General features: G+C 42.8%; 21 protein-coding genes and 1 other annotated feature. Of the genes, 2 read left to right on the top strand and 19 right to left on the bottom strand.

Features of this window, described 5'->3' with window-relative positions; genetic code table 11:
• Positions 1–19: 19 nt before the first annotated feature.
• Together R0K30_RS11265 and R0K30_RS11260 are read right to left on the bottom strand one after the other, a co-directional pair.
• Positions 20–1,327, bottom strand: a complete 1,308-nt coding sequence (locus R0K30_RS11265; protein ID WP_327924898.1) for a bifunctional folylpolyglutamate synthase/dihydrofolate synthase — start codon at positions 1,325–1,327, stop codon at positions 20–22.
• Between the two features lie 65 nt (positions 1,328–1,392).
• Positions 1,393–4,035 carry a valine--tRNA ligase gene (locus R0K30_RS11260; protein ID WP_410610732.1) on the bottom strand — a complete coding sequence of 881 codons (2,643 nt, stop codon included), beginning with the start codon at positions 4,033–4,035 and terminating at the stop codon, positions 1,393–1,395.
• A 59-nt stretch (positions 4,036–4,094) separates the two neighbouring features.
• Positions 4,095–4,324 (bottom strand) — a binding site (T-box leader).
• 169 nt (positions 4,325–4,493) lie between these two features.
• Between R0K30_RS11260 and R0K30_RS11255 the strand changes: the two genes are divergently transcribed.
• On the top strand, positions 4,494–4,682 hold the full coding sequence (locus R0K30_RS11255) for a hypothetical protein (RefSeq protein ID WP_264007688.1): 189 nt from the start codon (positions 4,494–4,496) through the stop codon (positions 4,680–4,682).
• A gap of 67 nt (positions 4,683–4,749) precedes the next feature.
• On the opposite strand, the gene ysxE is transcribed toward R0K30_RS11255, so the two are convergent.
• The 8 genes from ysxE to hemA form a co-directional block, all read right to left on the bottom strand.
• Positions 4,750–5,781: a spore coat protein YsxE gene (gene ysxE, locus R0K30_RS11250; protein ID WP_099727795.1), complete on the bottom strand. Its 1,032-nt coding sequence runs from the start codon at positions 5,779–5,781 to the stop codon at positions 4,750–4,752.
• Between the two features lie 37 nt (positions 5,782–5,818).
• Complete coding sequence (locus R0K30_RS11245; protein WP_410610730.1) at positions 5,819–7,096, bottom strand: LysM peptidoglycan-binding domain-containing protein; 1,278 nt, start codon at positions 7,094–7,096, stop codon at positions 5,819–5,821.
• Between the two features lie 132 nt (positions 7,097–7,228).
• Entirely contained in the window at positions 7,229–8,521 is a 1,293-nt protein-coding gene (gene hemL, locus R0K30_RS11240) for a glutamate-1-semialdehyde 2,1-aminomutase (RefSeq protein WP_230030520.1), read from the bottom strand.
• A 27-nt stretch (positions 8,522–8,548) separates the two neighbouring features.
• Positions 8,549–9,520 carry a porphobilinogen synthase gene (gene hemB / locus R0K30_RS11235; RefSeq protein WP_099727798.1) on the bottom strand — a complete coding sequence of 324 codons (972 nt, stop codon included), beginning with the start codon at positions 9,518–9,520 and terminating at the stop codon, positions 8,549–8,551.
• Entirely contained in the window at positions 9,517–10,308 is a 792-nt protein-coding gene (locus R0K30_RS11230) for a uroporphyrinogen-III synthase (protein WP_410610728.1), read from the bottom strand. Before R0K30_RS11230 ends, hemB begins: the two co-directional genes overlap by 4 nt.
• Positions 10,305–11,240, bottom strand: coding sequence for a hydroxymethylbilane synthase (gene hemC, locus R0K30_RS11225; RefSeq protein ID WP_249704997.1), 936 nt, complete (start codon positions 11,238–11,240; stop codon positions 10,305–10,307). The genes R0K30_RS11230 and hemC overlap by 4 nt, the downstream gene beginning before the upstream one ends.
• 37 nt (positions 11,241–11,277) lie before the next feature.
• Positions 11,278–12,108 (bottom strand): cytochrome c biogenesis protein, encoded by an 831-nt coding sequence (locus tag R0K30_RS11220; RefSeq protein WP_099727801.1) that lies wholly within the window; start codon positions 12,106–12,108, stop codon positions 11,278–11,280.
• Between the two features lie 7 nt (positions 12,109–12,115).
• Positions 12,116–13,483: a glutamyl-tRNA reductase gene (gene hemA / locus R0K30_RS11215; protein ID WP_249705069.1), complete on the bottom strand. Its 1,368-nt coding sequence runs from the start codon at positions 13,481–13,483 to the stop codon at positions 12,116–12,118.
• Between the two features lie 242 nt (positions 13,484–13,725).
• On the opposite strand from hemA, the gene R0K30_RS11210 reads away from it, so the two are divergent.
• The gene (locus R0K30_RS11210) at positions 13,726–14,211 is read left to right on the top strand and encodes a hypothetical protein (protein ID WP_099727803.1); all 486 of its coding nucleotides are present in this window, start codon (positions 13,726–13,728) and stop codon (positions 14,209–14,211) included.
• A 44-nt stretch (positions 14,212–14,255) separates the two neighbouring features.
• On the opposite strand, the gene yihA is transcribed toward R0K30_RS11210, so the two are convergent.
• The 9 genes from yihA to leuB all read right to left on the bottom strand — a co-directional run bounded on the left by yihA (position 14,256) and on the right by leuB (position 26,467).
• Positions 14,256–14,843, bottom strand: coding sequence for a ribosome biogenesis GTP-binding protein YihA/YsxC (gene yihA / locus R0K30_RS11205; RefSeq protein WP_256498859.1), 588 nt, complete (start codon positions 14,841–14,843; stop codon positions 14,256–14,258).
• On the bottom strand, positions 14,840–17,164 hold the full coding sequence (gene lon, locus R0K30_RS11200) for an endopeptidase La (protein ID WP_410610724.1): 2,325 nt from the start codon (positions 17,162–17,164) through the stop codon (positions 14,840–14,842). The genes yihA and lon overlap by 4 nt, the downstream gene beginning before the upstream one ends.
• A gap of 171 nt (positions 17,165–17,335) precedes the next feature.
• Complete coding sequence (lonB, locus tag R0K30_RS11195) at positions 17,336–18,997, bottom strand: ATP-dependent protease LonB (RefSeq protein ID WP_249704996.1); 1,662 nt, start codon at positions 18,995–18,997, stop codon at positions 17,336–17,338.
• Between the two features lie 137 nt (positions 18,998–19,134).
• Positions 19,135–20,400: an ATP-dependent protease ATP-binding subunit ClpX gene (gene clpX, locus R0K30_RS11190; RefSeq protein ID WP_099726967.1), complete on the bottom strand. Its 1,266-nt coding sequence runs from the start codon at positions 20,398–20,400 to the stop codon at positions 19,135–19,137.
• Between the two features lie 251 nt (positions 20,401–20,651).
• Positions 20,652–21,926: a trigger factor gene (gene tig / locus R0K30_RS11185; RefSeq protein WP_249704995.1), complete on the bottom strand. Its 1,275-nt coding sequence runs from the start codon at positions 21,924–21,926 to the stop codon at positions 20,652–20,654.
• Positions 21,927–22,166: 240 nt separating this feature from the next.
• A complete protein-coding gene (gene ddcA / locus R0K30_RS11180) occupies positions 22,167–23,174 on the bottom strand; it encodes a DNA damage checkpoint antagonist DdcA (RefSeq protein ID WP_410610720.1) in 1,008 nt (335 codons plus the stop codon).
• Between the two features lie 125 nt (positions 23,175–23,299).
• The gene (gene leuD, locus R0K30_RS11175; RefSeq protein WP_099726964.1) at positions 23,300–23,899 is read right to left on the bottom strand and encodes a 3-isopropylmalate dehydratase small subunit; all 600 of its coding nucleotides are present in this window, start codon (positions 23,897–23,899) and stop codon (positions 23,300–23,302) included.
• Between the two features lie 13 nt (positions 23,900–23,912).
• Positions 23,913–25,328 carry a 3-isopropylmalate dehydratase large subunit gene (gene leuC, locus R0K30_RS11170; RefSeq protein WP_099726963.1) on the bottom strand — a complete coding sequence of 472 codons (1,416 nt, stop codon included), beginning with the start codon at positions 25,326–25,328 and terminating at the stop codon, positions 23,913–23,915.
• 41 nt (positions 25,329–25,369) lie between these two features.
• Positions 25,370–26,467 (bottom strand): 3-isopropylmalate dehydrogenase, encoded by a 1,098-nt coding sequence (gene leuB, locus R0K30_RS11165; protein WP_367307787.1) that lies wholly within the window; start codon positions 26,465–26,467, stop codon positions 25,370–25,372.
• Positions 26,468–26,477: the final 10 nt, after the last annotated feature.

Below are 26,477 nucleotides of genomic sequence, written 5' to 3'. Positions count from 1 at the left end.
GGGAGCCTTTTGCATCTTTTCATGATCCTAAAATACGATTTCGCATATCTGAAATAAAATAAAGGGAGCCAGTGACAAGTATAACCGCCAAGGGATCAGCGCTTTTTTTCTGAATCCATTCAAGCACAGCACGAGGGTCATCGTCATACGATTTTGTTTCTAAATGACTGCAAGCATAAAGCTTTTCCGCTGATTCAGCTCTTGGAAAATCAAACGAAACAAAATGAATAGATGAACTAATGGCTTCAAGCTTTTCAATCATTTGTTTGTACGGCTTATCTTTTAAAGCGCTAAAACATACATGCACCTGTTTACTGGAAAAATGAGCTTGTACGGTTTCGATTAAACGGTCCATCCCCTCTTCATTATGAGCACCGTCGAGATAGACAGGAGGATGATCTTTGACCTTTTCAAATCTCCCAGCCCATACTGCTTGCCGAATCCCTTCATACAAATGCTCTTCTGTCACGCTGATATGGCCTTCTTGAACCAGCCATTCAATCAATAGAACGGCAAGAGATGCATTTTGCCTTTGGTGCGTTCCAATTAACCCTGTTTCAAGCTCTGGATACTGCCTTTTTGGAGTGCGTAACGTGAAACGTTCACCTGTTTCTGTCGGCTGCTGCTGATCAAAGGTACATGTATCATGTAACGAGATGCATACGGCATTCTTTTCTATTGCAGTGTTTTGAATGACAGCTAGTGCCTCTCGTTGATGAACAGCCGTGATCATTGGAATACCATCTTTTATAATGCCTGCTTTTTCAGCTGCAATCTGTTCAAGTGTATCGCCTAAAATCGCCATATGGTCATGGCCAATTGACGTAATGGCCGTTAAGATCGGCACTGCAACATTTGTTGAATCAAGCCTTCCGCCAAGCCCTGTTTCCAATAGGACAAAGTCTACTTGGCGCACATGGGCAAAATAAGCGAATGCACATGCTGTAATGATTTCAAATTCTGTTGCTGCGCCAAGCTCTGTTCCATCTAATTCATCAACATAAGGCTTTATCTCATTCACCAAACTCAGCCATTCTTCATCCTGAATAGGCGCTCCATTTACGCTGATTCGTTCATTGAACGTTAAAATAAACGGAGAGGTGAAAGTTCCAACTGAATAGCCGGCTTCCTGTAAAACGGAACGAGTAAACGCAATCGTTGATCCTTTTCCATTTGTACCAGCAACATGCACCGCTTTTATTTTTTGTTCTGGATGGTCTAGTCTGTTCATTAGCCACTTCATTCTTTCAAGACCCGGTTTTACACCAAAGGCCAGTCTGCTATGAATCCACTCAATGGCTTCATGATAGGTTGTAAACAATGTCATCTCTCTTTTCATACGAAATTTTCAAAAAAGACGACTCCATTCCGTTAGGAGCCGTCTTTTCAACATTATGCTTTCAGCTCTTCAATCCGCTTTTGAACAGCTTCGCGTTTTGCGACATAATCACGTTCTTTCGCACGCTCTTCTTCTACGACACTTTCAGGCGCTTTTTTCATAAAGCCTTCGTTGCCAAGCTTTTTCTGTACTCGTTCTACTTCTTTTGTCAGCTTATCAAGCTCTTTTTGCAGACGAGCAATTTCTTCATCTAAATTGATTAAGCCTTCAAGCGGTAGAATGAGTTCTGCTCCAGAAATGACAGCCGTCATCGCTTTATCACTAGCTGGGACATCTGTGCCAATTTCAAGAACACTTGGATTCGTGAAGCGCTCAATATATGAACGATTCTTCTCTAAACGCTCCTGAACATCAGATGTGGATGCTTTGATGTAAAGCTCAACTTGCTTGCTCATTGGCGTGTTTACTTCACTGCGAATGTTACGAACAGAGCGAATGAGTTCAACGAGCAGCTTCATGTCAGCAGAAGCTTGTTCGTTGGAAAGCTCCGGCTTCACTTCAGGCCATTTCGCAACGGTAACGGACTCACCTTCATGCGGAAGATGCTGCCAGATTTCTTCTGTTAAGAACGGCATAAACGGATGAAGAAGTCTCATCGTTTGATCTAAGACATACGCAAGGATCGAACGAGTCGTTTTCTTCGCAGCTTCATCTTCTCCATAAAGCGGAAGCTTCGCCATCTCAATATACCAATCACAGAAATCATCCCAAATGAAGTTATATAAATGTCTGCCAACTTCGCCGAATTCATACTTGTCAGCAAGCTGTGTGACACTTTCAATCGTTTCATTTAAGCGGGTTAAAATCCATTGGTCAGCAACTGATTTTTCACCTGTCAAATCAAGTTCATCATACGTTAAACCATCCATATTCATTAAAGCAAAACGGGATGCATTCCAAATTTTGTTCGCAAAGTTCCAAGTGGATTCAACCTTTTCAAAACTGAAGCGAAGATCCTGACCTGGTGAGCTTCCAGTGGCTAAGAAATATCTTAATGAATCCGCACCGTATTTGTCGATGACCTCCATTGGATCAATTCCGTTGCCAAGCGACTTACTCATTTTACGCCCTTGTTCATCGCGGATGAGCCCATGAATAAGGACATCTTTGAACGGTTTTTCTCCTGTGAATTCAAGACCCTGGAAGATCATACGAGATACCCAGAAGAAAATAATGTCATAGCCAGTTACAAGCAGGTTTGTTGGATAGTAGCGCTTAAAGTCTTCACTGTCTGCATCCGGCCAGCCCATTGTAGAGAATGGCCAAAGCGCTGAACTAAACCATGTATCTAGGACATCGTTATCTTGTTCCCAGTTCTCAATATCTTCTGGCGCTTCCAGTCCAACGTATACTTCTTTCGTTTCTTTATGGTACCAAGCCGGAATGCGGTGTCCCCACCATAGCTGACGAGAAATACACCAGTCACGGATATTTTCCATCCAGTGTAAATACGTCTTTTCAAATCGATCCGGAACAAATTGGACTTGGTCATCACCTTTTTGCAGGTTGATGGCTTCATCCGCCAGCGGCTGCATTTTCACAAACCATTGTGTAGATAAATATGGTTCAACTACAGCTCCGCTTCGCTCACTATGACCAACTGAATGCATATGATCGTCAATTTTGAATAAAATACCTTCTTCTTGTAAATCTTTCACCAGCTGTTTACGGCATTCGAAGCGGTCCATTCCTTTGTATTGCAGCGCATTTGCATTCATTGTGCCATCTTCATTCATAACAAGAATTCGCTCTAGCTCATGGCGGTTTCCAAGCTCAAAATCATTCGGGTCATGAGCAGGTGTAATTTTCACAGCACCTGAACCAAACTCCATATCGACATAGTCATCACCGACGATTGGGATCTCACGTCCTGTAATTGGTAAAATGACTGTTTTTCCAATCAAATGCTGATAGCGTTCGTCTTCAGGATGCACAGCTACTGCCGTATCTCCAAGCATTGTTTCAGGTCTTGTTGTCGCAATTTCAATTGAACCTGTTCCATCTGCCAGCGGATATCTCAAGTGATAAAACGCCCCTTGAACATCCTTATAAATCACTTCAATATCAGAAAGTGCAGTCTTTGTTGCTGGATCCCAGTTAATGATGTACTCTCCGCGATAGATAAGCCCTTTTTCATATAATTGGACAAACACTTGGCGTACAGCTTTATTCAGACCTTCATCTAATGTAAAACGTTCACGCGAGTAATCTAGGCCAAGACCCATTTTCGCCCACTGGCTGCGAATAAAATCAGCATATTCTTCTTTCCACTTCCACGTTTCTTCCACAAACTTTTCGCGTCCGAGGTCATAACGGCTCACGCCTTCTTCGCGAAGCTTTGCCTCTACCTTTGCTTGAGTGGCAATACCGGCATGGTCCATCCCTGGAAGCCATAGAACGTCAAAGCCCTGCATCCGTTTCATGCGCGTCACGATGTCTTGAAGTGTTGAATCCCACGCATGCCCAAGATGCAATTTTCCTGTCACGTTTGGTGGAGGAATGACGACTGTATATGGATCTTTCGTTTTATCATTTTGCGCTTCGAAGAATTTCCCTTCAAGCCAGTACGTATAGCGGTCTTTTTCAATCGCATTTGGATCGTACTTTGTTGGCATTTCTTGATTATTTGTTCCCATTTGTGTTACCTCCACATTTTTTCGGCTGATGAAACATAAAAAAAGCCTTTCCATCCTTATAAAAGGACGAAAAAGCTTTTTCGCGGTACCACCTTTTTTCACGGAGCACATACATGTGTCCCGTACACTCTAAAGGATAACGGGGTTCTCCCGAATTTCTCTACTTGTTCATTCAAGAAATTAAGCTCACAGGCGACCTTCCAAACAAGCGCATCCTAGGAAACCTTTCAGCTATTGGTTTCCCTCTCTTTAGGGTCTTGCTCGTACTCTTCCTGGTCCATGCTTACGATATATCACGTTCATCAGCACATACTCATCTTTTATTAATATTACTAAATGCCTTTTGTTTTCGTCAATCATCTTTTCCGCTTTTCTTCTGCTTTATACAAATTGGGCAGGCACCCTTCGCTTTATTGCCCATATGATAATAACAAAATGAAGAAGGAGGGCGTTTGATTTTGAAGAAGTTCAATCCTTACACACTTCCCCCCTGGCTTAGACAAATTCGGGCAGTTGCCTCCCAAGTCGTTCTCCCGATCGCCATATTTCAAGGGTTTCGTACGATCATTTTCCCCACAACATTTGACGTCCTCATCCTAGGTATTCTTATTTTTCTCGCTTGTGCCTTTCACCTTGATTGGTTTTAAAAACTCACGTTTATGTATCGATCATTCCTTTACAGAGAAATGATAAAGCCAACACAAAAACGCCTCGTCATTCTGCTGATGACGAGGCGTTTTGTTCTTCTTCAAGGCGTCTAGCCTGCTCAATCTCGTGAATCTTCATGACGGTCGGCTCTGAATTTTTCATTTGCCAATACGCTCTTAATAGCTGCTGACAGCTTTCCATCTCATCCTGCCCGCCTGCTTCATAGGCTTTCACCGTATCAAACAGACCTTGCGGATAAGCAAGGTAGCTTAAGAACAAATGAAGCTCTTCCTCCCTAAGAGGATTTCCTTTTTGATACGTATAAAACAAGGAAGTGCATTCAGGACAAGACGTAGGATAGGTTTTGAATGTCCGAAAGTAAAAGGTCAGAAGGTCATAAATGGGGGCGGCCTTTTTGGACCGCTCAAAGTTGGTGAAATGCCCTGTGCCTACATCATTATACAAAAAGTGATGGATCGATAATTGTCCATGATTTAACACAACACGTGTTGTCTCTTGATCTTTCATTTCCTCGTGCCAATCCTCTAATCGTTCAAGCGCAAATTCACTGGCAGACATAGCTTCTGAAAAATACATAGCAGCGGCCAGCTCAAATGGCGACATATACCAAGTTTGCTCTGCCCGCTCTATGAATCGTTCATACATGTCTTTCTCTGTTTCCCATTTGGCCTTGATTTGTGTGTAGTGAGCTTCAATTTCTTGCTCTGTGATGTCCATCATCACTTCAGTTCGTTTATGAAGTCTTGCAATCTCTTGAAATAAATATTCATGTTTATCGTCCTGCTCTTCTCTCTTTTCATTCGTCAGCCATGGCATGAGATAATATGCGTACTGGCTTTCCCGATGACTTGAGAAAAAGGAACCGCTCTTCGTCCGATAAATCGGCACAAAGGAGCGATAACCTTTTGATTCTAATTCAAGCATTTGCTCTGTAAACTGCATTTGTCGATTGGCTTTTACTCGCTTTAGTGCAAATACACCCTGCTTTGTATACACCTTTACGACAGCAGGACTGACAGGTTCAATGTATTCAGCCTCAAGCCCGTATTCGTATAGGACAGATTGAATTTCATCCACGTTCACTCACCACATTTTCTCGGTCGGTCATCGCTTGCTATGCATTGCTTTTTTGATATTCAGGAATATAAAGAACCTGCCCTTCTTCAAGCTCCGCATCGACCGATAATGAGTTCGTTCGAAGGAGCTGCTGCACATTCAACTGATATCGCTCACAAATACGATCGACCGTATCTTCTTGCTGAACTATACAAATTTTCATGCGAGAAAAATCTTCCTCCTCCTGCTTAGCGAACAGCTTCGTTAAATAAAGAGAATTCTCACTGCCAGACGTTTCTCTCACTTCATTTCCAGGCTCCTCCGCTTCTTGGGCAGACTCATACACCTTTGGTTCTTCCCGTTCATATAATCGCTCTATTTGGTAAGTGTCATCCCGCTCCTCCTGCACCGGTTCCATATTATAAGCAGGTGGTTCAAATGCCGGATAAGCTGGAATCGTTTCTTCTTGCTCTTCAGCTGCTTCAGGGTCTTTTCTCACTTCCACCTCAAAGAACGTCTCATCTCGCTCCTCTTCTTCTAATAGCTTAGGCGGTTCAAAAAATGGCGGCTCTAGCACCTGAGCTTCGGGGAAGGAGCGATAACCAAGTGTCACTGCTTCTGCTTGGTCCTCCGGTTCTTCCCGTTCTTCCAATTCTTCCGACTCTTCCTCTTCTTCCATACTCAACTGCTCTATTTCAATTTCTTCCTCTTCTTCCTGATCTTCTTGTTCGGTACGTACGTCTTCAATTTGTAATGCAGCCTGTTCCTCATAGTCCTGACGTTCATCGCTTTGCAGCTCTTCTTGTTCCTCATGTTCCGGCTGCGCCTGATATTCATAGGTCACATCACCATATTCCTCTTCAGTACGATAGACAAATTCATAAGGCTCCTCTACAGGCACTCGAGGCGTTTCTTCATCTAACAGACCTTCAATCGCTAGATCAGCCTGAATGGTGAGCAAACGGCTTTCTGTCAGCTGGTAATCAAACGCATCAATAAACACAAACACATCATTTAAATGACTGATTTTGTTCTTAGGGATGGTGATATCAACTGGAAATTGATGCAGAAGCTCGGCTGTTCCGTCCTCTCTTACCTTCACCTCATCAGCTTGCCTGTATGATGCATAGGAACTGGATTCACCCAATTGCTCCTCTTGATTTATGTTGTATTCTCCTGTTAGCTCGAGTGAACCTCTAATGGAAACATAATCATTCACTTCTTGAACGAGAATGTCAGGATCGAGAGAAATTGACAGCAGCTCACTGACTTCCTGTCCGTTTTTTAAATAAATGGATTCTTCTACCGAAAACTGTAATCGATTGTTTTGAGACAAGTCGGTGTCCTCCTTTCATCTAATCCTTCAAAATAAAATTAGATGTCAATACAGGTGTATGTGGGAGACGGTGAAAATATGATTGGTTTTATGCAAAGCAAAAAGCCGATATGTCTCCATATCGGCTCTTGTTTATCGACGTAGTTTTTGAAAAACCTTTTCCACTGTCTCAATCGTATATTCGATGTCTTGATCAGTATGAGCAGTTGATAGGAACAGCCCTTCGAATTGAGAAGGTGGAAGGAAGATGCCGTGGTCAGCCATTTCCTTGTAGAATTCAGCGAATAAAGCGAGATCAGCTGTTTTCGCTGTATCATAATTTACGACTTGTTCGTTCGTAAAGAAGAATCCGATCATGGAACCTGCACGGTTAAATGTTAATGGAATCCCATGTGCTTTCGCCGCTTTCGAAATTCCTTCTTCCAAACGATCTCCTTTGCGTCTAAACTCTTCATAAGACTCAGGTGTCAGCTGTTTTAATGTTTCAAGGCCTGCTGTCATCGCAAGCGGGTTACCAGATAACGTTCCTGCTTGATAAATCGGACCGCTTGGCGCAATTTGTCTCATAATGTCCGCTCTTCCGCCATAAGCGCCGACCGGGAGACCGCCTCCGATTACTTTGCCAAGGCATGTCAGGTCAGGCGTAATGCCAAAATAGCCTTGCGCGCAGTGATAATCCACACGGAAGCCTGTCATGACCTCATCAAAAATGAGTAAAGAGCCATATTGCTCCGTGATGTCTCTCAATCCTTGCAAGAAACCTTCTTGCGGAGGGACAACGCCCATATTTCCTGCAACTGGTTCTACAATGACACCTGCAATGTCGTCTCCAAATTCTTGAAAAGCGACTTTGATGCTTTCTAAATCATTGTATGGAACGGTGATCGTATTGCTTGCCGTACCTTCAGGGACACCAGGGCTATCTGGAAGTCCAAGCGTTGCCACACCCGAACCAGCTTTAATGAGCAAAGAATCACCGTGGCCATGATAGCAGCCTTCAAATTTCACAATTTTATTTCTGCCTGTAAAGCCGCGTGCTAGACGAAGTGCACTCATTGTCGCTTCTGTTCCAGAGCTGACCATCCGAATAACCTCAATGGAAGGAACTCGTTCTGATACAAGCTTAGCTAACTCATTTTCAACTAAAGTAGAAGCACCGAAGCTTGTACCTTGTTCAGCTACTCGCTGAATGCTTTCAACCACACGGTCATTCGTATGTCCTAAAATGAGCGGTCCCCATGATAAGACATAATCAATGTATTCATTTCCATCAATATCGTATATCTTTGCGCCTTTACCTCGCTCCATAAAAATCGGGTCTGTGTTGACGGATTTAAATGCACGTACGGGGCTGTTGACACCACCAGGCATTAAATGCTGCGCTTCTTCAAATGCTTGCTTAGATTTTTCATAGCTACGTCCCATTTCAACGTCCTCCTGTCTATCCGTTCTTTATTCTGAGAGCCATTTTGCAGCATCTTTTGCATGATACGTAATGATTAACTCTGCTCCTGCACGTTTCATGCTTGTCAGCATTTCAAGTACAAGCTCTTTTTCAGAAATCCAGCCATTTTGAGCTGCGGCTTTAACCATTGCATACTCTCCGCTCACATTGTAAGCGACAACAGGGAGTGTACATTCATTTTTCACATCACGCATAATATCTAAATAAGAAAGAGATGGTTTGACAATCAGGAAGTCAGCCCCCTCTTCGACGTCAGATTGCGCTTCTCTCAGTGCCTCTAAACGGTTTGCAGGGTCCATTTGATACGTTTTACGATCTCCAAACTGCGGTGTACTATGCGCTGCATCACGAAACGGACCGTAAAAAGCACTTGCGTATTTCACGGCATATGACATCACAGGCACATGAATAAAGCCAGCTTCATCAAGTGCCTCACGGATTGCGATAACAAAGCCATCCATCATGTTTGAAGGAGCGATGATATCTGCACCTGCACGCGCTTGGCTAACAGCTGTTTTTGCTAAAAGCTGAAGAGATTCATCATTTAAAATTTCGCCATCTTCAACGATTCCACAATGTCCATGATCTGTATATTGGCATAAGCAAGTATCTGCAATGACAACAAGCTCAGGGAAATGCTTTTTGATCTCAAGCGTTGCTCTTTGAACAATGCCATGATCGTGATACGCCTCACTACCCACATGATCTTTATGATCTGGTACACCAAATACAATGATGGATTGAATGCCAAGATCCACAAGCTCTTGCACTTCTTCTTTCACAAGATCCACCGAAATGTGATATACCCCCGGCATTGAAGGCACTTCTTTCCGGACATTTTCTCCCTCAACAAAAAAGATCGGATAAATGAAATCAGATGGTCTTAAAAAAGTTTCTCTGACTAATTCTCTCATTCCTGCGCTTGTACGCAATCTGCGGTGTCTATTAAATTTCATCATTGGTTCAACTTCCTTTCAGATAGATGGCACATCAAATCAAGCATCCCGTCTATCGTATAAATATCTGGGGTTTCTGATGAAATCCCGTATTGAAGCAGTGCCTCTTTTGTAAGAGGACCTATCGTCACAAAACAAGTGTCAGATGCAGCTAACTTCACTACATCTGCCTCCATGGCATGCATAAATGAATGAACAGTGGATGAGCTCGTAAATGTTATAAAATCAAATGATTGCTCCATCATTGCCGATTTGAGGGCGGCAATTCCCTCCTCATCCTTGACTGTTTCATATAAAATCCATTCCTTTACTTCTAAGCCAAGCGGAACGAGGGTTTGCTTCACCACATCTCGTGACAGGTGGCCTTTTGCTACAAATACACGCTCTCCCGGGAGCACATGGTCAAGTAAGGCATCTGCCAGTTCTTCCGCTATAAACCGTTCTGGGACCACATCAACCTTGAAGCCATGCTGCTCAAGATAGGCAGATGTTTTCTCACCTACAGCAGCTACTTTCAAGTGGGATAAGCTCTTATGTAAATGATGCTCCTCTATATAACTGAGAAAAAAAGACGCACCATTTACACTCGTGAAAACAAGCCAATGGCTTGCTTCTAAGTCTTTTAAAAATGCCTTCGCTTTTTCTTGTGTGAGCGTAGGCTCAAACCTGATAAGAGAGGTTAAAACTGCATGACCGTTCAGTGCTTCAATTTTCTGCTGAAACACACCCGCTTGACGTTCATTTCGAGTGACAAGCACCGTCTGTCCGTAAAGCGATTTGGCTATCGTCATTGGGAAGACAGATCCTTTTTCACCTTGTCGATCAAATCCTTTGCTCCCTTATCAGCCATCTGCTTCGCGCACGCTGTACCAATTGCCTCAGGGTCAGTGCCTGTTACGGTTTCTTGAATAATCGTGTGCCCGTCAGCAGATGCCACAAGACCCGTCAGTTCAATTTCATCATGCTCATTCATCGTTGCATAGCCAGCGATCGGCACCTGACAGCTTCCATCCATTTGTTTGAGGAAGGCTCTTTCAGCGAGGACCGTTTTCTTCGTATATTCATTCGTAAATTGAGCAAGGAGCTGCAATAGCTCTTCATCATCTCCGCGGCATTCGATCGAGAGCGCGCCTTGTCCAACGGCAGGCAGGCAAGTATCAGGAGATAAAAACTCCGACACGACCTCTTTGCTCCATCCCATTCTGGACAGGCCGGCAGCAGCTAGAATAATGGCATCATATTCTTCATTTTTCAGTTTCTCAAGTCTTGTGTCAATGTTTCCTCGAATCCATTTAATCTCAAGATCTGGTCTCTCCTGAAGAAGCTGGGCACTGCGCCGTAAGCTGCTCGTTCCCACAATGGCTCCCTTTGGCAGTTCATGAAGGCGGAGATGATCCTTTGAAATCAGTGCATCCCGCACATCCTCACGCTCAGGAATACAGCCGATGACTAAACCTTCCGGAAGAGAAGCCGGCATATCTTTCATGCTGTGCACCGCCATGTCAATGTCATGGTTCAGCATCGCCTGTTCAATCTCTTTGACAAATAGCCCTTTTCCGCCAACCTTTGATAAGGTCACATCTAAAATTTGATCACCCTTCGTTACAATTTCTTTAATTTCAAAAGAATAAGAAGGGTTTAGCTCAGACAGCTTTTGAATGACCCATTTTGTTTGTGTAATCGCAAGTTTGCTTCGTCTAGAACCTACTTTAATTGTACGCATTACGTCTTCCTCCCGACAATGCCCTTAAGACTCATCATTATTGAAACCAATGAAAGGTTGATAAGCTACCAAGCAGAAAATAATTGATCATCAGCACAAGAAATGAAGCGACATTCCAACGTGCCACGATTTTGCCCTGCATATTTCTCACCAATCTGATATATAAGTAAAAGCCGTATAAAAACAGCATAATAAACGAACCAAGCACCTTTGCATCTGTCCAGTACAACGTATCATACGAAATATATGCCCAAATAATGCCGAGAATTAAACTAAGCAAAAGCATTGGCACACCAATAATATTTAAGACATACGCCATATGATCAAGCTTGGATAAGTCTTCAATTCTCAAAAGCCATTTTCCCCATTTTTTCTTTTTCAGCAAACGATATTGAAAGAGATAAAGAAGCGAAAAAGCAAATGAAAGTGAAAAAGCACCGTATGATAAAATGGCCATCGTAATATGAATCACGAGCAGTTCACTCGTCAGCTTCCCCGCCAGTTCCGCCGAATGGAGATCAGATGGTGTAAAGGTGTGAATCGCCATCATGGAAAAACCAATTACATTTGTAAAAAAGACAATAAACTCAACGCGCAATACTTTTGTGAGAACGAGTGAAAGTGTCACAAGCACCCACGTATAAAAATATAACCCCTCTGCTACATTCAACACAGGGAATCGGTCTGTTTCCATCATAATATAGAACATGTAGACTGTTTGCAGCAGCCAGACAATAGAAAGCAACCAGAAAGCCATTTTTCCAGCCTTCCGGTTGTGTTGAAGAAAATCTATGAAATAGAACAAGACACTGAGTGCATAGATCAAGATCGTCGCTTCGTTGAGTCTCGCTACAATGGGTTCCATCATCGCTTAATCACTCACTGGCAACTGTAGCAAAGCCTTGTGTCATATTTGGTTTGAACAGCTGAAATGACCCTTGCTCTACCTGTACAGGCTCTTCCTTTTGCTCTTCATCTTCAACCTGTAAATCAAAGATTTCTTTAAAGAGTAAAAGTTTTTCTTCTGCATTCGGCTCCCCGGCAATCTCTTTTGCCTTTAAGATAGGATCTTTCAGCATTTGATTGATGATGCTTTTCGTATGTTTATTTAACAGCTTCATTTCACGGTGTGTGAGGTTTGGAAGCTTTCGTTCAATGCTTTGCATCGTATCCGCTTGAATCGTAAGCGCCTTTTCTCTTAGAGCAGAAATGACAGGAACAACACCAAGTGTATTAAGCCATTGCTTAAATTCCACAATTTCAGCTTCAATGAGGAGTTCCACCTCTTCAGCCACTGCACGGCGCTCTTTTAGGTTGGCTGCCACAATGCCCTCAAGGTCATCAATGTCATACAAAAAAGCACCTTCTACTTCAGAAATGGCTGGATCTAAATCACGCGGTACTGCAATATCCACCATGAATAGAGGTCTGCCTTTCCGCTTTTTATTCGCACCTTCGACCATTTCTTTTGTAATGACAAATTGTTTAGCACCAGTCGAGCTAATCACAATGTCAGCTTCAGATAATGCTTTTTCTAATTGGTTTAAGCTTTTAGGCTCTCCTGAGAAACGTCCGGCCAATTCTTTTGCCTTCTCATACGTTCGATTAATGACCGTCACCTGACCAATTCCTTGGCCTTGAAGGTTTTGTGCTGCAAGCTCGCCCATTTTACCCGCACCAAGAATAAGGACATGCTTATCAGAAAGACGTCCAAAGATTTTTTTGGCAAGCTCGACAGCTGCATAGCTGACAGACACAGCATTAGACGCAATATCTGTTTCCGCATGAGAGCGTTTTGCAACGGTGACCGCCTGCTTAAATAAATAATTGAAAACGGTACCAATCGTCTTCTCCTCTTGAGCTGTTTTAAAGCTGGAGCGCACTTGACCGAGTATTTGTGTTTCACCAATCACCATGGAATCAAGTCCACAGGCCACACGGAATAAATGCTCAACCGCTCCATCGTTTTCATAAAACTTCAAATATGGAGAGACATCCTCTTTTTCTAAACCGAACCAATCTGCTAAAAATCTTTTTATATAAAACCGACCAGTATGAAGCTGATCTACAACTGCGTAGATCTCTGTTCGATTACATGTTGAGATGACGATATTCTCTAGAATGCTTTTTTCTTCTTTAAGCTTGGACATCGCTGTTCCGAGCTCGCTCGGTTCAAAGCTCAGCTGTTCCCGTATCTCAACAGGGGCTGTTTTATAATCTAAACCCACAACAAGAATATGCATAACTTCAGCTTGCACCCCCAACGCCCTGTCTAATTTATAATAATTATAATATAGAATTTATTATTTATAATGATTATAACATATATTCATTTTTAACTGGATAAAAATTGTGAACAGATTTCAAAAATGTTGTGATATAGTAGAAAAATGTTCGACATCGATTATGCCATATCATCACTTCAAGCAATTTACCAGATTTGGCGCGTGCGGACAAATGATCTGCTTAAAAGAAGGTGACATCTTTGAAGAAGAAATCCATTTTGCTGCCGCTCACTTTGCTGGCTGTAGCGCTATATGCCATTCTCTCAGGAGGTCAATTTGACATTTGGAAGGATCAGGAGAAATGGTATACACTTGTACTGCTTTTTGGCCTTGCTTTCTTATATCAAGGAAAGAAGGAGCAGGAAACCTCTCATGTGTTTATCGGTATGCTCATGACAGGCCTTGCGCTACACTTTATCCTTCAGCCGAAATTGGACCATTGGCCAGACACATTTACGATGATTGTGTTCATCGTCGGCCTTGCGCTTTTGATGAAATCATCTCAGAAAAAGGAATACCGTATAGAAAGTGTTGCTTTAATTGCACTCGGTCTGTTTCTTTATTTCTTTCAGCAAATTACAAAACAGCTTAGCTCACTCTCTATCCCTACTTCCGGCTTTGAATTGTACTGGCCCTATGTACTGATTGCTGTCAGTCTCCTCTTATTATTTTTAAAAAGGAAATAACTTATACAATAAAAAGGCATCTGCTATGTGCAGATGCCTTTCTTTTAGCTGTTAATCTTTGCAAGAATCGCATTCCAGGCTTCATCTTTTCCCTTTTTGGTTTCAGAAGAGAATAAAATTAATTCATCTGATGGGTCAATGTCGAGCGTCTGTTTGACGACTTTCGCATGTTTTTCCCATTTGCCTTTTGGAATTTTATCCGCCTTTGTCGCAATGATGATCACAGGAACTCCATAATATTTAAGGAATTCATACATGTTCACATCTTCTACTGATGGCTTATGGCGCAGATCCACTATTTGTACAACTGCTTTTAATTCTTCACGCATCGTAATATACGTTTCGATCATTCTGCCCCAAGCTTCACGCTCTGTTTTTGATACTTTGGCAAAGCCGTAGCCCGGAACATCCACAAAATGGAGCATATCATTAATAATGTAGAAATTAAGCGTCTGGGTCTTTCCTGGTTTAGAAGACGTACGTGCTAAATTTTTACGATTGATTAATGAGTTAATGAACGAGGACTTCCCAACATTTGATCGTCCAGCAAGAGCGATTTCCGGCAGTCCCCCGCTTGGGTACTGCTCTGGTTTCACCGCACTAATGACGATATCTGATTTTGTTACTTTCATCTTCCCTCTCCTACTAACGCTTTCTCAAGCACCTCATCTAAATGTGAGACTGGGATAAAGGTTAGTCCTTGTCTCACACTTTCAGGAATATCATCAATATCCTTCTCGTTTTCCTTCGGAAGAATAATGGTTTTCAGCCCTGCGCGATGTGCGCCTAATGCTTTTTCTTTTAATCCGCCAATCGGAAGCACTCTTCCTCTTAACGTAATCTCTCCTGTCATACCAACCTCTTTTGACACAGGTCGTCCTGTGAGTGCTGATACAAGAGCCGTCGCAATGGTAATACCAGCTGATGGCCCGTCCTTTGGAACCGCACCCTCTGGAACATGGATATGAATATCATGCTTTTCATTAAAATGAGGATCAATGTTCAGTTCATCTGCTTTCGAACGAATATAACTGAATGCCGCCTGCGCAGATTCTCTCATGACATCACCAAGCTTACCTGTTAACAAAAGCTTGCCTTTACCCGGCGAGAGTGATACCTCAATGGATAAGGTGTCTCCACCAACTGTAGTATACGCAAGTCCTGTGACAACGCCTACTTGATCTGTCGTTTCAGCCTGACCATAACGGTAAAGCCTTTTTCCGAGATATTCAGATAAGTTCTTTTCCGTCACCGTGATGCGTTTGCGGTCTTCAGCCACAATCGCTCTTGCCGCTTTACGGCATATCGCCGCAAGCTGACGCTCTAATCCGCGAACTCCTGCTTCTCTAGTGTAATAGCGAATCATATCGTAAATCGCTGCTTCACGAAGCTGCAAGTTCCCTTTCTTTAATCCGTGCTCCTTTAGCTGCTTCGGCAGAAGGTGATCTTTCACAATTTCTGCTTTTTCAACCTCAGTATACCCTGCAATCGTGATAATCTCCATTCTATCACGAAGTGGACCTGGAATGGTTGCTAAATTGTTGGCAGTGGCGATAAATAACACTTGAGACAAATCAAATGTCTCTTCAATATAGTGATCGCTAAAGTTATGATTTTGCTCTGGATCTAACACTTCAAGCATAGCAGATGACGGGTCCCCTCTAAAATCAGAGGACATCTTATCAATTTCATCTAAAAGGAACACGGGATTCATGGTGCCTGCCTTACTCATACCACGGATGATACGGCCCGGCATCGCACCTACATATGTTCTTCTATGTCCACGAATCTCAGATTCATCACGTACACCGCCAAGAGAGATACGGATAAACTTTCGATCAAGTGACTTTGCAATGGATTTTGCAAGTGACGTTTTCCCTACTCCAGGAGGTCCTGCCAAGCAAAGAATCGGTCCTTTTAATGAATTTGTCAGCTTCTGTACAGCAAGATATTCAAGCACACGTTCTTTCACTTTTTCCAGCCCATGGTGCTCATCATCTAAAATTTGGCTTGCAAGCTTTAAGTCTAGACGATCTTCTGTATAGATGCCCCACGGAAGATTGATCAGCCAATCAATATAATTTCGAATCACAGAGCTCTCGGCAGAGCTTGAAGGGATTTTTTCATAACGATTCAGTTCTTTTAACGCAGTCTCACGAACAGAATCCGGCATGCCGGATTCTTCGATTTTAGACATTAATGTACTGACTTCACCTGTTTTTCCTTCTTTGTCTCCAAGCTCTTTTTGAATGGCTTTCATTTGTTCACGCAAATAATATTCTTTTTGCGTTCGTTCCATTGAACGTTTGACGCGCTGTCCGATTTTCTTTTCAATCTCCAGCACTTCTTTTTCATTGTGGATCAGGCTGATCACCCGGTCCAGCCGTTTTTTGACATCTACTGTTTCCAGTACTTCTTGCTTGTCTTTTAATTTGAGCGGCAGGTGAGAAGCGACGATATCTGCCATTCTTCCCGGTTCCTCAATATCCGTAACCGTTGCGTATGTTTCAGCTGAGATTTTTTTTGAAATTTTTATGTACTGATCAAAGTGATCTAACAAAGTGCGCATGAGTGCTTCTGCTTCTGCGTCCTTTAATTCTTCTTCTGCCAATTCTTTAATATCGACTGACGTATAGTCCTCTAGCTCCACATATGATTCGATCTGTGCTCGATTTAAGCCTTCAACGAGTACACGAATCGTTCCATTTGGCAGCTTCAGCATTTGTTTAATTTTTGTGTAGGTGCCGACTTTGAAAATTTCTTCTTCACCTGGTTCGTCTATTGAAATTTCCCGCTGCGTTGCTAGAAAAATCATATGATCGTTCATCATTGCCTGTTCTAATGCTTGAACAGACTTCTCGCGTCCAACGTCCAAATGCAAGACCATTGTTGGATAAACAAGCAAACCTCGCAATGGAAGGAGCGGAACATTCTTTTTGATTTCATCTGCCATGTTGATTGACACCTCCGTCACTAGTATGAATCATTATAATATACCTGTTTCAGTCTTGTACAATGTAAAAGACCTGAGAAATGATGATCTTATCGTAGTATACCCTTTCTTTTTATCTTGAAAAAGAAAAAAAGATCTATTTCATTAAAAAATCCCCATATGTGATGGGGATTAAACAGATTTTCTTTTCATTTCTTCTTCTAGTCCATCTTTCTTCTCGTCTGGCGGGTTGACCAGACACTGATCCAGCACCTCTTGGAAGTGCTTCACAGGCACAATGGTGACCCCTTCAATCTCTTTTAAGATCGACTGCTGGTTATCATAAGGGATAATCACTGTTCTGGCACCAGCTTGTTTGGCTGCCTTAATTTTCGGTATCACTCCACCGATCGGCTTCACCTGACCCTGCAATCCAATTTCACCCGTCATGGCGGTTAGATGATCGATCGGGATTTGATGAATGGCTGAGAAAATCGCGGTGGCCATCGCAATCCCAGCAGACGGCCCATCGATAGGGGCACCGCCTGGAAAATTAATATGGATATCATATTCATTTGTGCGTATGCCTAAGTTTCTAAGTACTGTTAATACATTTTCAACCGAGCCTTTGGCCATACTTTTTCGTCTGATGGATTTAGACTGGTTGCCAATGCTTTCCTCTTCTGCAATACCTGTAATGTTGATACTGCCTTTTTCCAGCGCCTTACATATATTCACTTCAATCTCAAGCAGGGCGCCGCTATTCGGTCCATAAACGGCAAGGCCATTTACTACCCCCACTTTTGGCTTTTCCGGTACTTTTTGTTCATACCTTGGCGTCAGTTGGCTTGAATGAATGACCCATTCTACATCAGCTATCGTGATGTCTTTTCGGTTTTCAGTGATAGCCATACCAGCTGCGATCTGTACCATATTGACCGCTTCACGTCCATTTTTCACATAGGAGGTTAACAGGCTTAGCCCTTCTTCACTTAATTCCTTTTGAATTTTTTGGACAGCCTTGGCAGCGACGATTTTCAGCTCATGCTGGTCAAGATCTTTAAAGAATATTTCCAAACATCTTGATCTAATCGCTGGTGGAATTTCGTCCGGCGTTCTTGTGGTGGCACCAATCAATCTAAAATCAGCCGGCAGCCCATTTTGGAAAATATCATGAATGTGATTCGGAATTTGGGTATTTTCCTCGCTGTAATAAGCACTGTCTAAAAACACTTTCCGATCCTCAAGCACTTTCAGCATTTTATTCATTTGGATCGGATGCAGTTCACCAATCTCATCTATAAACAGAACCCCGCCATGAGCATGCGTGACTGCTCCTTGTTTTGGCTGCGGAATGCCTGCCTGTCCCATTGCCCCTGCCCCTTGGTAAATCGGGTCATGCACGGAACCAATTAAGGGGTCTGCAATGCCTCGTTCATCGAATCTTGCTGTTGTGGCATCAAGCTCTACAAACACCGCATCTTTCTTAAACGGAGAATCAGCGTGACGCTTCGCTTCTTCCATGACTAGACGGGCAGCGGCTGTTTTTCCAACTCCCGGCGGTCCGTAGACGATGACATGCTGAGGGTTAGGTCCGCATAGTGCCGCTTTTAGTGCACGAATGCCGTCTTCCTGCCCTACAATATCTTGAAAACCCTTTGGCCGGACTCTCTCTGATAAAGGTTCACTCAATTTGATCGATCGCATCTTTCTGAGTGCTTCCATTTCTTTCTTTGATTCTTTGTCTATCGTCACCTTTTGTGTGCGCTGATTTCTCAGTAAGTTCCAAAAGTACAGCCCGATGACGATACCAAAGAACAGCTGTATGAATAGTACGATTCCTGTCCAGCTCAATCGGTGCTCCCTCCTTCATCTATCGTATGTATTGGTTTCTGTCTGCTAGTATTTCCTAGAGCTGGACGGAATAAACACGTCTTCCACGATAAATAAAAAACTCCTGAATCAAAAAGATTCAGGAGTGATCACTTCTCTTATGCAGATGTTTTTGTATCTTTATTAACGACTGTGCCGTCCTTTAACACAAGACGCGGCGGTTCAGCATCGGCAACCGTTGCACCAGTGATGACACATTTTTCAATATCATCACGAGATGGAAGGTCAAACATCACATCAAGCATGATGCCTTCAATGATGGAACGAAGACCACGAGCTCCTGTTTTACGCTCAATTGCTTTTTTCGCAATCTCGCTGAGAGCATCTTCTTCAAACTCAAGCTCCACATCGTCAAGCTCAAGCATTTTTGTATACTGCTTGACTAGCGCATTTTTAGGCTTCGTCAAGATTTCTACAAGTGCTTTTTCATCTAACGGCTCGAGACTTGCAATAACCGGCAGACGACCAATGAATTCTGGAATTAAACCGAAGCGAAGCAAGTCTTCCGGCAGTACTTTTGATAGAAGGACTTCTTTTTCAAGGTCTTCGATTTTATTATCCGCACCGAATCCAATGACTTTTTGACCTAGGCGGCGTTTGATGATTTGCTCAATGCCGTCAAAGGCTCCACCACAAATGAAGAGGATATTTGTCGTATCAATTTGAATGAATTCTTGATGAGGGTGCTTACGTCCACCTTGAGGCGGTACGCTAGCAACTGTTCCTTCAAGAATTTTCAAAAGGGCTTGCTGTACACCTTCCCCAGATACATCACGAGTGATAGAAGGGTTTTCTGATTTTCTTGCTACTTTATCGATCTCATCGATGTAGATAATGCCTTTTTCCGCTTTTTCTACATCATAATCCGCTGCTTGGATCAGCTTTAGTAAAATATTCTCTACGTCTTCACCAACATAACCTGCTTCAGTTAATGATGTTGCATCTGCAATCGCAAATGGAACATTTAAAATACGAGCAAGCGTTTGAGCAAGTAATGTTTTACCGCTTCCTGTTGGTCCAATCATAGAAATATTACTTTTCGAAAGCTCAACATCATCAATCTTGCTGTTGGAATTGATCCGTTTATAGTGGTTATAGACCGCTACAGCTAAGGATTTCTTCGCATTCTCTTGTCCGATGACATATTCATCAAGAATCTCCCGAATTTCATGAGGCTTCGGAACATCCTTGAATTCAACTTCTTCCTCAGTGCCGAGCTCTTCTTCAACTATTTCCGTGCAAAGCTCGATACATTCATCACATATATATACGCCAGGTCCTGCGACCAGTTTACGCACTTGATCTTGCGTTTTTCCGCAAAACGAGCATTTTAATTGACCTTTTTCCTCGTTGAATTTAAACATTCTTTCACCCCTTATTCTTCTTCACTTGCCTGTAGCTAGCAGTCAGCTACCTTTCTGGGTCCAGTATGTATGCATTTTACCATACTTTCCTAAAAGACGGTAATGATGTGTTTCTAACACTGCACATTGAGATATGTATGACAGAAAGATGCGACTTACCCTATCGTTTCCAAAAGAAGCGATGATAAGTCAAAAATTGTACAAAACAAGGCACGAGTCACTCGCGCCCTGTTTTATTATTATGCACCATATTAACGGTTTTCTACAAGAAAATCAATTGCTTTGCGAACTTTTAGATCTTCTTTCATTGCGTCAGTAGATCCAATCGCTTGTTTGATATTTTCAACTGGCATGTTGTATGCTTCAGCCATTTTTGAAAGTTCTTCTTCCACTTCTTCGTCAGACACTTGTAAGTCTTCTGCAGCAGCAATTGCTTCAAGTGTTAGGTTAGATTTCACGCGTTTAGCAGCATCTTCTTTCATTTGCTCTTTCAGCGCAGCTTCATCTTGACCAGAGAATTGGAAGTAAAGCTCAAGGTTCATCCCTTGCATTTGAAGACGTTGTTCGAATTCTTTCATCATGCGGTCTAGCTCTGTGTCAACCATCGCTTGTGGGACGTCAACTTCCGCATTTTCAGAAGCTTTCGCTACTAGCTCTTCACGAAGTTTTCCTTCTGCTTCGTTTTCTTTTGCTTCTTCAAGACGCTTCTTCGTTTTTTCAGTTAATTCAGCAAGAGTTTCTACTTCTTCATCAACATCTTTAGCAAACTCATCGTCAAGTGCTGGAAGTTCTTTTGCTTTGATTTCATGAATTTTCACTTTGAATACAGCTGGTTTACCTGCAAGGTCTTCAGCATGGTATTCTTCTGGGAATGTCACTTCTACGTCTTTTTCAGCGCCAGCTTCAAGACCAACTAATTGCTCTTCGAAACCAGGGATGAATGAACCAGAACCTATTTCAAGAGAGTAGTTCTCAGCTTTTCCGCCTTCGAATGCTTCTCCATCAACGAATCCTTCGAAATCAAGAACAACTGTATCGCCGTTTTCGATTGCGCCTTCTTCTTTGACAACAAGCTCAGCTTGACGATTTTGAAGTGCTTTTAGCTCTTCTTGTACATCTTCATCAGTGACAGTTGTATCGTCTTTTTCTACGTTAAGACCTTTGTAGTCACCAAGTTTCACTTCAGGCTTCACTGTTACTTTTGCAGTGAAGATTAAGCTTTCGCCTTTTTCGATTTTCTCAACATCGATTTCAGGGCGGTCAACTGGCTCGATACCAGCTTCGTCGATTGCTTTTGGATATTCAACTGGAAGAAGAATATCTAATGCATCTTGATAAAGAGATTCTACACCAAAACGCTGCTCGAAAAGACCACGTGGTACTTTCCCTTTACGGAATCCAGGAATAGATACTTGCTTGACCACTTTCTTAAATGCATCATCAAGTGCTTTGTTAAATGTTTCAGCGTCAACTTCTACAGTTAAGACACCTTCGTTACCTTCTTGTTTTTCCCATTTTACTGACATGTGTGTTTCCCTCCAAAAATCTATTCAGATTGTGCGTTGTTACATTCTAAAGCATCATAAAGACTTCGTCCAATCAAAAACCACGCACTCTGCTAAAGAAGCGGTATTATGTATACAACATTTGACTTGATTATACATATCGTCTTTCAACCGTTGGAATCTTACAACTGCACTATATATGCACAAATACAACCATTATATTATAACATAACAAGTCCGTCTTTCAACTAAATCGACAAATTACAAATAAGAAATTTCTTCAATATCTTTCAGCATTGTGCAAGCTTCTCTCAGCTCTCGTTCATTAAAATCATACAATAGATGCAATTCTTCGAGGTCAATCTCAATCCCATGCATTTCATAGCCGACTTTATGAAGAGCCGCAGCCCAAAGATTCGGATCTGTGTATTTAGGAAGAAATGGGTAAAGCACAAATAAGTGCCGGCGCCATAACTCCTCCACGCCTTGATAAAGGGTTGGGTTCTCATTGCCGAGCGTGTCATCGAGCATACGCAGGACCTGCTGAAGAAGCGGCATCTGCTCTGGCTTTACAGCCTCAGAAGGAACAAGTGTTAAAGAATCACCGAATTTCGTCACATGAACCGGCTTTGCCACATCATGATCTGACAGAAGCTGCAGGATCAAGGATTTGACCAAAGGGTTTCCATCCGGTTTTTGTAAGATCGTATTTAATAGACCCATATGCGGTGTAATATTCCGGTCTTTCAATGAATGGATGAACTGCACCTGCTCTTCTGGCCGCTCCAGTATATCATCTATATTGATTTCACCGCGATCACTCTCGTCTTCGTCTAAGATCTCTTCAGGCGATTCAATCATCTTCCTGCTAAATTCGAGCAACTTGTAAAAATGCTCCGCGCTTTCTGCTGGAAGGTGGTTCTCCTCGAGTACAGCCTCAATCGTCTGTTTGACTTCCTCGTATTCTTTCAGCTGAATTAAGATGGTCATATACACTTGAAGCACGGTGAAATAGTGTCCATACCCTTCATTTAACATCTTTTCACAAACACGCTTTGCATCCTGCAGCTCACCCAGCTCCAGAAAACAAATCGCCATGCCGAGGTGAATATCGGATTCTTCATCGTCATCATAAGATTTCGCTTCTGAAAATAACTGAAGCGCCTCTTGATACTGTTTATCTTTTAATGCTGCCATTCCTTTTTCAATCAGTCTTTCTTTCAGACCAGGAAACAAAATGACATTATCTTTCTTCTTGTCATATTTCATGCTTACGTTCCTTTCGGGCGCATATTTTTTATCAGTTTACCAACGAAGGTTAGTAAACACAAGTAACGAGAGGTTTTCATGCAAAAAAGAAGCCGTCACACCTCGGTCGGACGGCTTCTCGTTGTTTATGCACGCAGCCAGCTGCTGCGCTTTTCTTCAAATGCCTGAATGTCATCTTCTAATAATAACGTTAATGAAATCTCATCATAGCCATTCAGGAGCATTTCTCTCCAGTGAGGGTCTACTTCAAAAGGGGTCATTTTCCCTTCATGGTCTTGAATCTGCTGTTTTTCCAGATCAACCGTCATCTCATACCCTTTGTACTCATATGATGCTGCGAATGTTTTCCACACATCATAATCAAGACGAATCGGAAGCATCCCATTTTTAAAGCAGTTTTGATGAAAAATATCTGCGAATGATGGTGCGATGACAATTTTGAAACCATAATCATCAAGTGCCCAAGGGGCATGTTCCCTTGATGATCCGCAGCCAAAGTTTTCTCCTGCGATCAAAATGGATGCTCCTTCATAAATCGGCTGATTCAGCTCGAAATCAGGATTTGGGCTGCCATCGGCTAAATACCGCCAGTCGAAAAAGGCAAACCGGCCATATCCTGTTCGTTCAATTCTTTTCAAAAATTGCTTCGGAATAATTTGATCTGTATCTACATTTATACGGTTAAGCACAGCTGCTTTACCTTTATGAGTGACTAAAGGCTCCATCTATGACAACTCCTTACACGACTGTTTTCTCTTGATTAAACTTCCTGACATCGACAAATCGGCCATGTATTGCAGCCATTGCAGCCATTGCCGGGCTGACAAGATGGGTTCTTGCACCCTTCCCTTGACGCCCCTCAAAGTTACGGTTTGACGTGGACGCGCAGCGTTCGCCTTCTGGCACCACATCATTATTCATACTGAGGCACATACTGCAGCCAGATTCTCTCCATTCAAAGCCTGCTTCAAGGAAAATTTCATGAAGACCTTCTTCTTCTGCTTGCAGTTTGACACTTTGAGAGCCAGGCACCACAATCGCTCTGACATGATCAGCTACTTTTTGTCCTTCAATCATAGAAGCTGCTTGGCGTAAATCAGTCATTCTTGAGTTCGTACAAGAGCCGATAAAGACATGCTCGATCGTAATGTCTTCAATACGCTGATGCGGATGAACACCCATGTACTCGTAAGCTCTGAGCGCTTCTTTTTGATCATCTTCTTGTGCAAAATCCTCAGGTCCCGGGATGGACGCATCTACAGGCAGCACCATTCCTGGGTTAATTCCCCATGTGACCATTGGTGAAATCTCATTCCCATCTAAAACAATCGTTTTATCATAGGTTGCACCTGGATCTGTTTTAAGTTCTTCCCATTCTTTAATTGCTGCTTCGAAGTCTTCTCCCTGCGGTGCATATTTGCGGCCGCGGCAATATTCAAAGGTGACTTCATCAGGTGCAATCAATCCTGCTCTTGCGCCTGCTTCAATCGACATATTACAAACGGTCATCCGCTCATCCATCGTCATGTTTCTGAATACTTCCCCAGTGTATTCAATGACATAACCTGATCCGAACTTCACGCCATGCGCACCAATGACTGCTAAAATGACATCTTTGGCAGTTACCCCTTTTTGAAGCTTTCCGTCTACTCTAATTTCTAAAGTTTTCGGACGCTGCTGCCAAAGTGTTTGTGTGGAAAGCACATGTTCAACCTCACTTGTACCGATCCCAAAGGCAAGTGCACCAAACGCGCCGTGAGTTGATGTATGACTATCTCCACAAACGATTGTTTTCCCCGGAAGTGTCAAACCAAGCTCTGGTCCAACGACATGGACAATTCCTTGGTCTACACTGTGAAGGTCAGCTAGACGGACGCCAAATTCAGCACAGTTGCGCTCTAGAGCACTCACCTGCTTTTTAGCAATCTCATCTTTGATCACAAATCGATTCACAGTCGGGATGTTGTGATCCATCGTCGCAAACGTGTTTTGAGGTCTTCTCACCTTGCGTCCTTTTTGTCTTAATCCTTCAAATGCTTGAGGTGATGTCACTTCATGCACCAAGTGCAGATCAATATACAAAAGGTCTGGTTTTCCCTCGCCGCTTTTGACAACATGCTGATCCCATATTTTTTCGATGATTGTTCGAGGCATAACCCTTTTCCTCCCTCTACCTAATTCAACAAGATTTCTATTTATACAATTGTTTTCGCACGTTTTTTCAGTGCGTCTACAACTGCTGTGGTGATATCGTCAGTCGTTTGATATGTTCCCTCTTTTGCTGCTAAATCCTTTGTGCGTTTGCCAGAGGCAAGAACAGCTTCCACGGCTTCTTCTATTGCAGCCGCTTCATCTTCTAATGCAAAGGATGTTCTAAGCAAGCTGGCTGCTGACAAAATGGTTGCCAGAGGGTTTGCGACATTTTGCCCCGCAATATCGGGTGCTGAACCATGAATCGGCTCATATAAATGAAGGCCTGTGCTTGATAGACTAGCAGATGGCAGCATACCGAGTGAACCAGTAATCATAGAAGCCTCGTCACTTAAAATGTCGCCAAACATATTCTCTGTCACAATGACATCAAATTGAGCGGGCTTATAAATAAGCTGCATGGCGGCATTATCAACGAGCATGTGCTCATATGCAACTTCTGGATATTGGGATGCAACTTCTTCTACCGCATCCCGCCATAGTTTACTGGAAGCAAGAACATTCGCTTTATCCACAGACGTCACTTTTTTCCGTCTCGTTAAGGCCATGTCGAACGCTTCTTTTAATACACGGACAATCTCTTCCTTTGTATAAAGGAGTGTATCAACAGCAGCTTCTTTTCCTTCATCATCCGTATAGCGCTCGCTTGGTTCACCAAAATAGAGGCCGCCTGTTAATTCACGAACGATGACGAAATCTACTCCGCTAATATGATCTTGTTTTAACGGCGACGCCTCGCTTAAGCTATCGAACACTTTGACAGGACGGATATTTGCAAATAAGTCCAGCTGTTTACGAATGGCGAGCAAGCCTTTTTCCGGGCGAAGTTCTGGCGGGTTTTGATCCCACTTTGGTCCGCCAACTGCTCCTAATAAAATCGCATCTGCGCTTTTGCACACATCTACTGTTTCCTTAGGGAGCGGATTATTTTTTTCATCTATCGCTATACCGCCAATGAGCGCAGTTTCGAATTCAAATTCGTGTTGAAATTGAGCCGATGTTTCTTGCAGGACAGCGACTGCTGATGCTACGACTTCTGGTCCGATTCCATCGCCGGGCAAAAGTGCAATTTTCTTTTTCATGAGGACCTTC

The organism is Bacillus sp. SIMBA_154 (assembly GCF_046536015.1).
Taxonomy (GTDB): Bacteria; Bacillota; Bacilli; order Bacillales; family Bacillaceae; genus Bacillus; species Bacillus pumilus_P.
The sequence above is the reverse complement of the archived record's forward strand: the minus strand, read 5'-3'. Positions and strand labels throughout refer to the sequence as shown.

What these genes read in the sequence shown, in the direction of transcription:
- R0K30_RS11265 (WP_327924898.1), bottom strand. Translation starts at nt 1,327, where the DNA reads ATGACATTGTTTACAACCTATCATGAAGCCATTGAGTGGATTCATAGC.
- R0K30_RS11260 (WP_410610732.1), bottom strand. Translation starts at nt 4,035, where the DNA reads ATGGGAACAAATAATCAAGAAATGCCAACAAAGTACGATCCAAATGCG.
- hemL (WP_230030520.1), bottom strand. Translation starts at nt 8,521, where the DNA reads ATGGGACGTAGCTATGAAAAATCTAAGCAAGCATTTGAAGAAGCGCAG.
- hemB (WP_099727798.1), bottom strand. Translation starts at nt 9,520, where the DNA reads ATGATGAAATTTAATAGACACCGCAGATTGCGTACAAGCGCAGGAATG.
- R0K30_RS11230 (WP_410610728.1), bottom strand. Translation starts at nt 10,308, where the DNA reads ATGACGATAGCCAAATCGCTTTACGGACAGACGGTGCTTGTCACTCGA.
- hemC (WP_249704997.1), bottom strand. Translation starts at nt 11,240, where the DNA reads ATGCGTACAATTAAAGTAGGTTCTAGACGAAGCAAACTTGCGATTACA.
- R0K30_RS11220 (WP_099727801.1), bottom strand. Translation starts at nt 12,108, where the DNA reads ATGATGGAACCCATTGTAGCGAGACTCAACGAAGCGACGATCTTGATC.
- hemA (WP_249705069.1), bottom strand. Translation starts at nt 13,483, where the DNA reads ATGCATATTCTTGTTGTGGGTTTAGATTATAAAACAGCCCCTGTTGAG.
- yihA (WP_256498859.1), bottom strand. Translation starts at nt 14,843, where the DNA reads ATGAAAGTAACAAAATCAGATATCGTCATTAGTGCGGTGAAACCAGAG.
- lon (WP_410610724.1), bottom strand. Translation starts at nt 17,164, where the DNA reads ATGGCAGATGAAATCAAAAAGAATGTTCCGCTCCTTCCATTGCGAGGT.
- clpX (WP_099726967.1), bottom strand. Translation starts at nt 20,400, where the DNA reads ATGTTTAAATTCAACGAGGAAAAAGGTCAATTAAAATGCTCGTTTTGC.
- tig (WP_249704995.1), bottom strand. Translation starts at nt 21,926, where the DNA reads ATGTCAGTAAAATGGGAAAAACAAGAAGGTAACGAAGGTGTCTTAACT.
- ddcA (WP_410610720.1), bottom strand. Translation starts at nt 23,174, where the DNA reads ATGAAATATGACAAGAAGAAAGATAATGTCATTTTGTTTCCTGGTCTG.
- leuD (WP_099726964.1), bottom strand. Translation starts at nt 23,899, where the DNA reads ATGGAGCCTTTAGTCACTCATAAAGGTAAAGCAGCTGTGCTTAACCGT.
- leuC (WP_099726963.1), bottom strand. Translation starts at nt 25,328, where the DNA reads ATGCCTCGAACAATCATCGAAAAAATATGGGATCAGCATGTTGTCAAA.
- leuB (WP_367307787.1), bottom strand. Translation starts at nt 26,467, where the DNA reads ATGAAAAAGAAAATTGCACTTTTGCCCGGCGATGGAATCGGACCAGAA.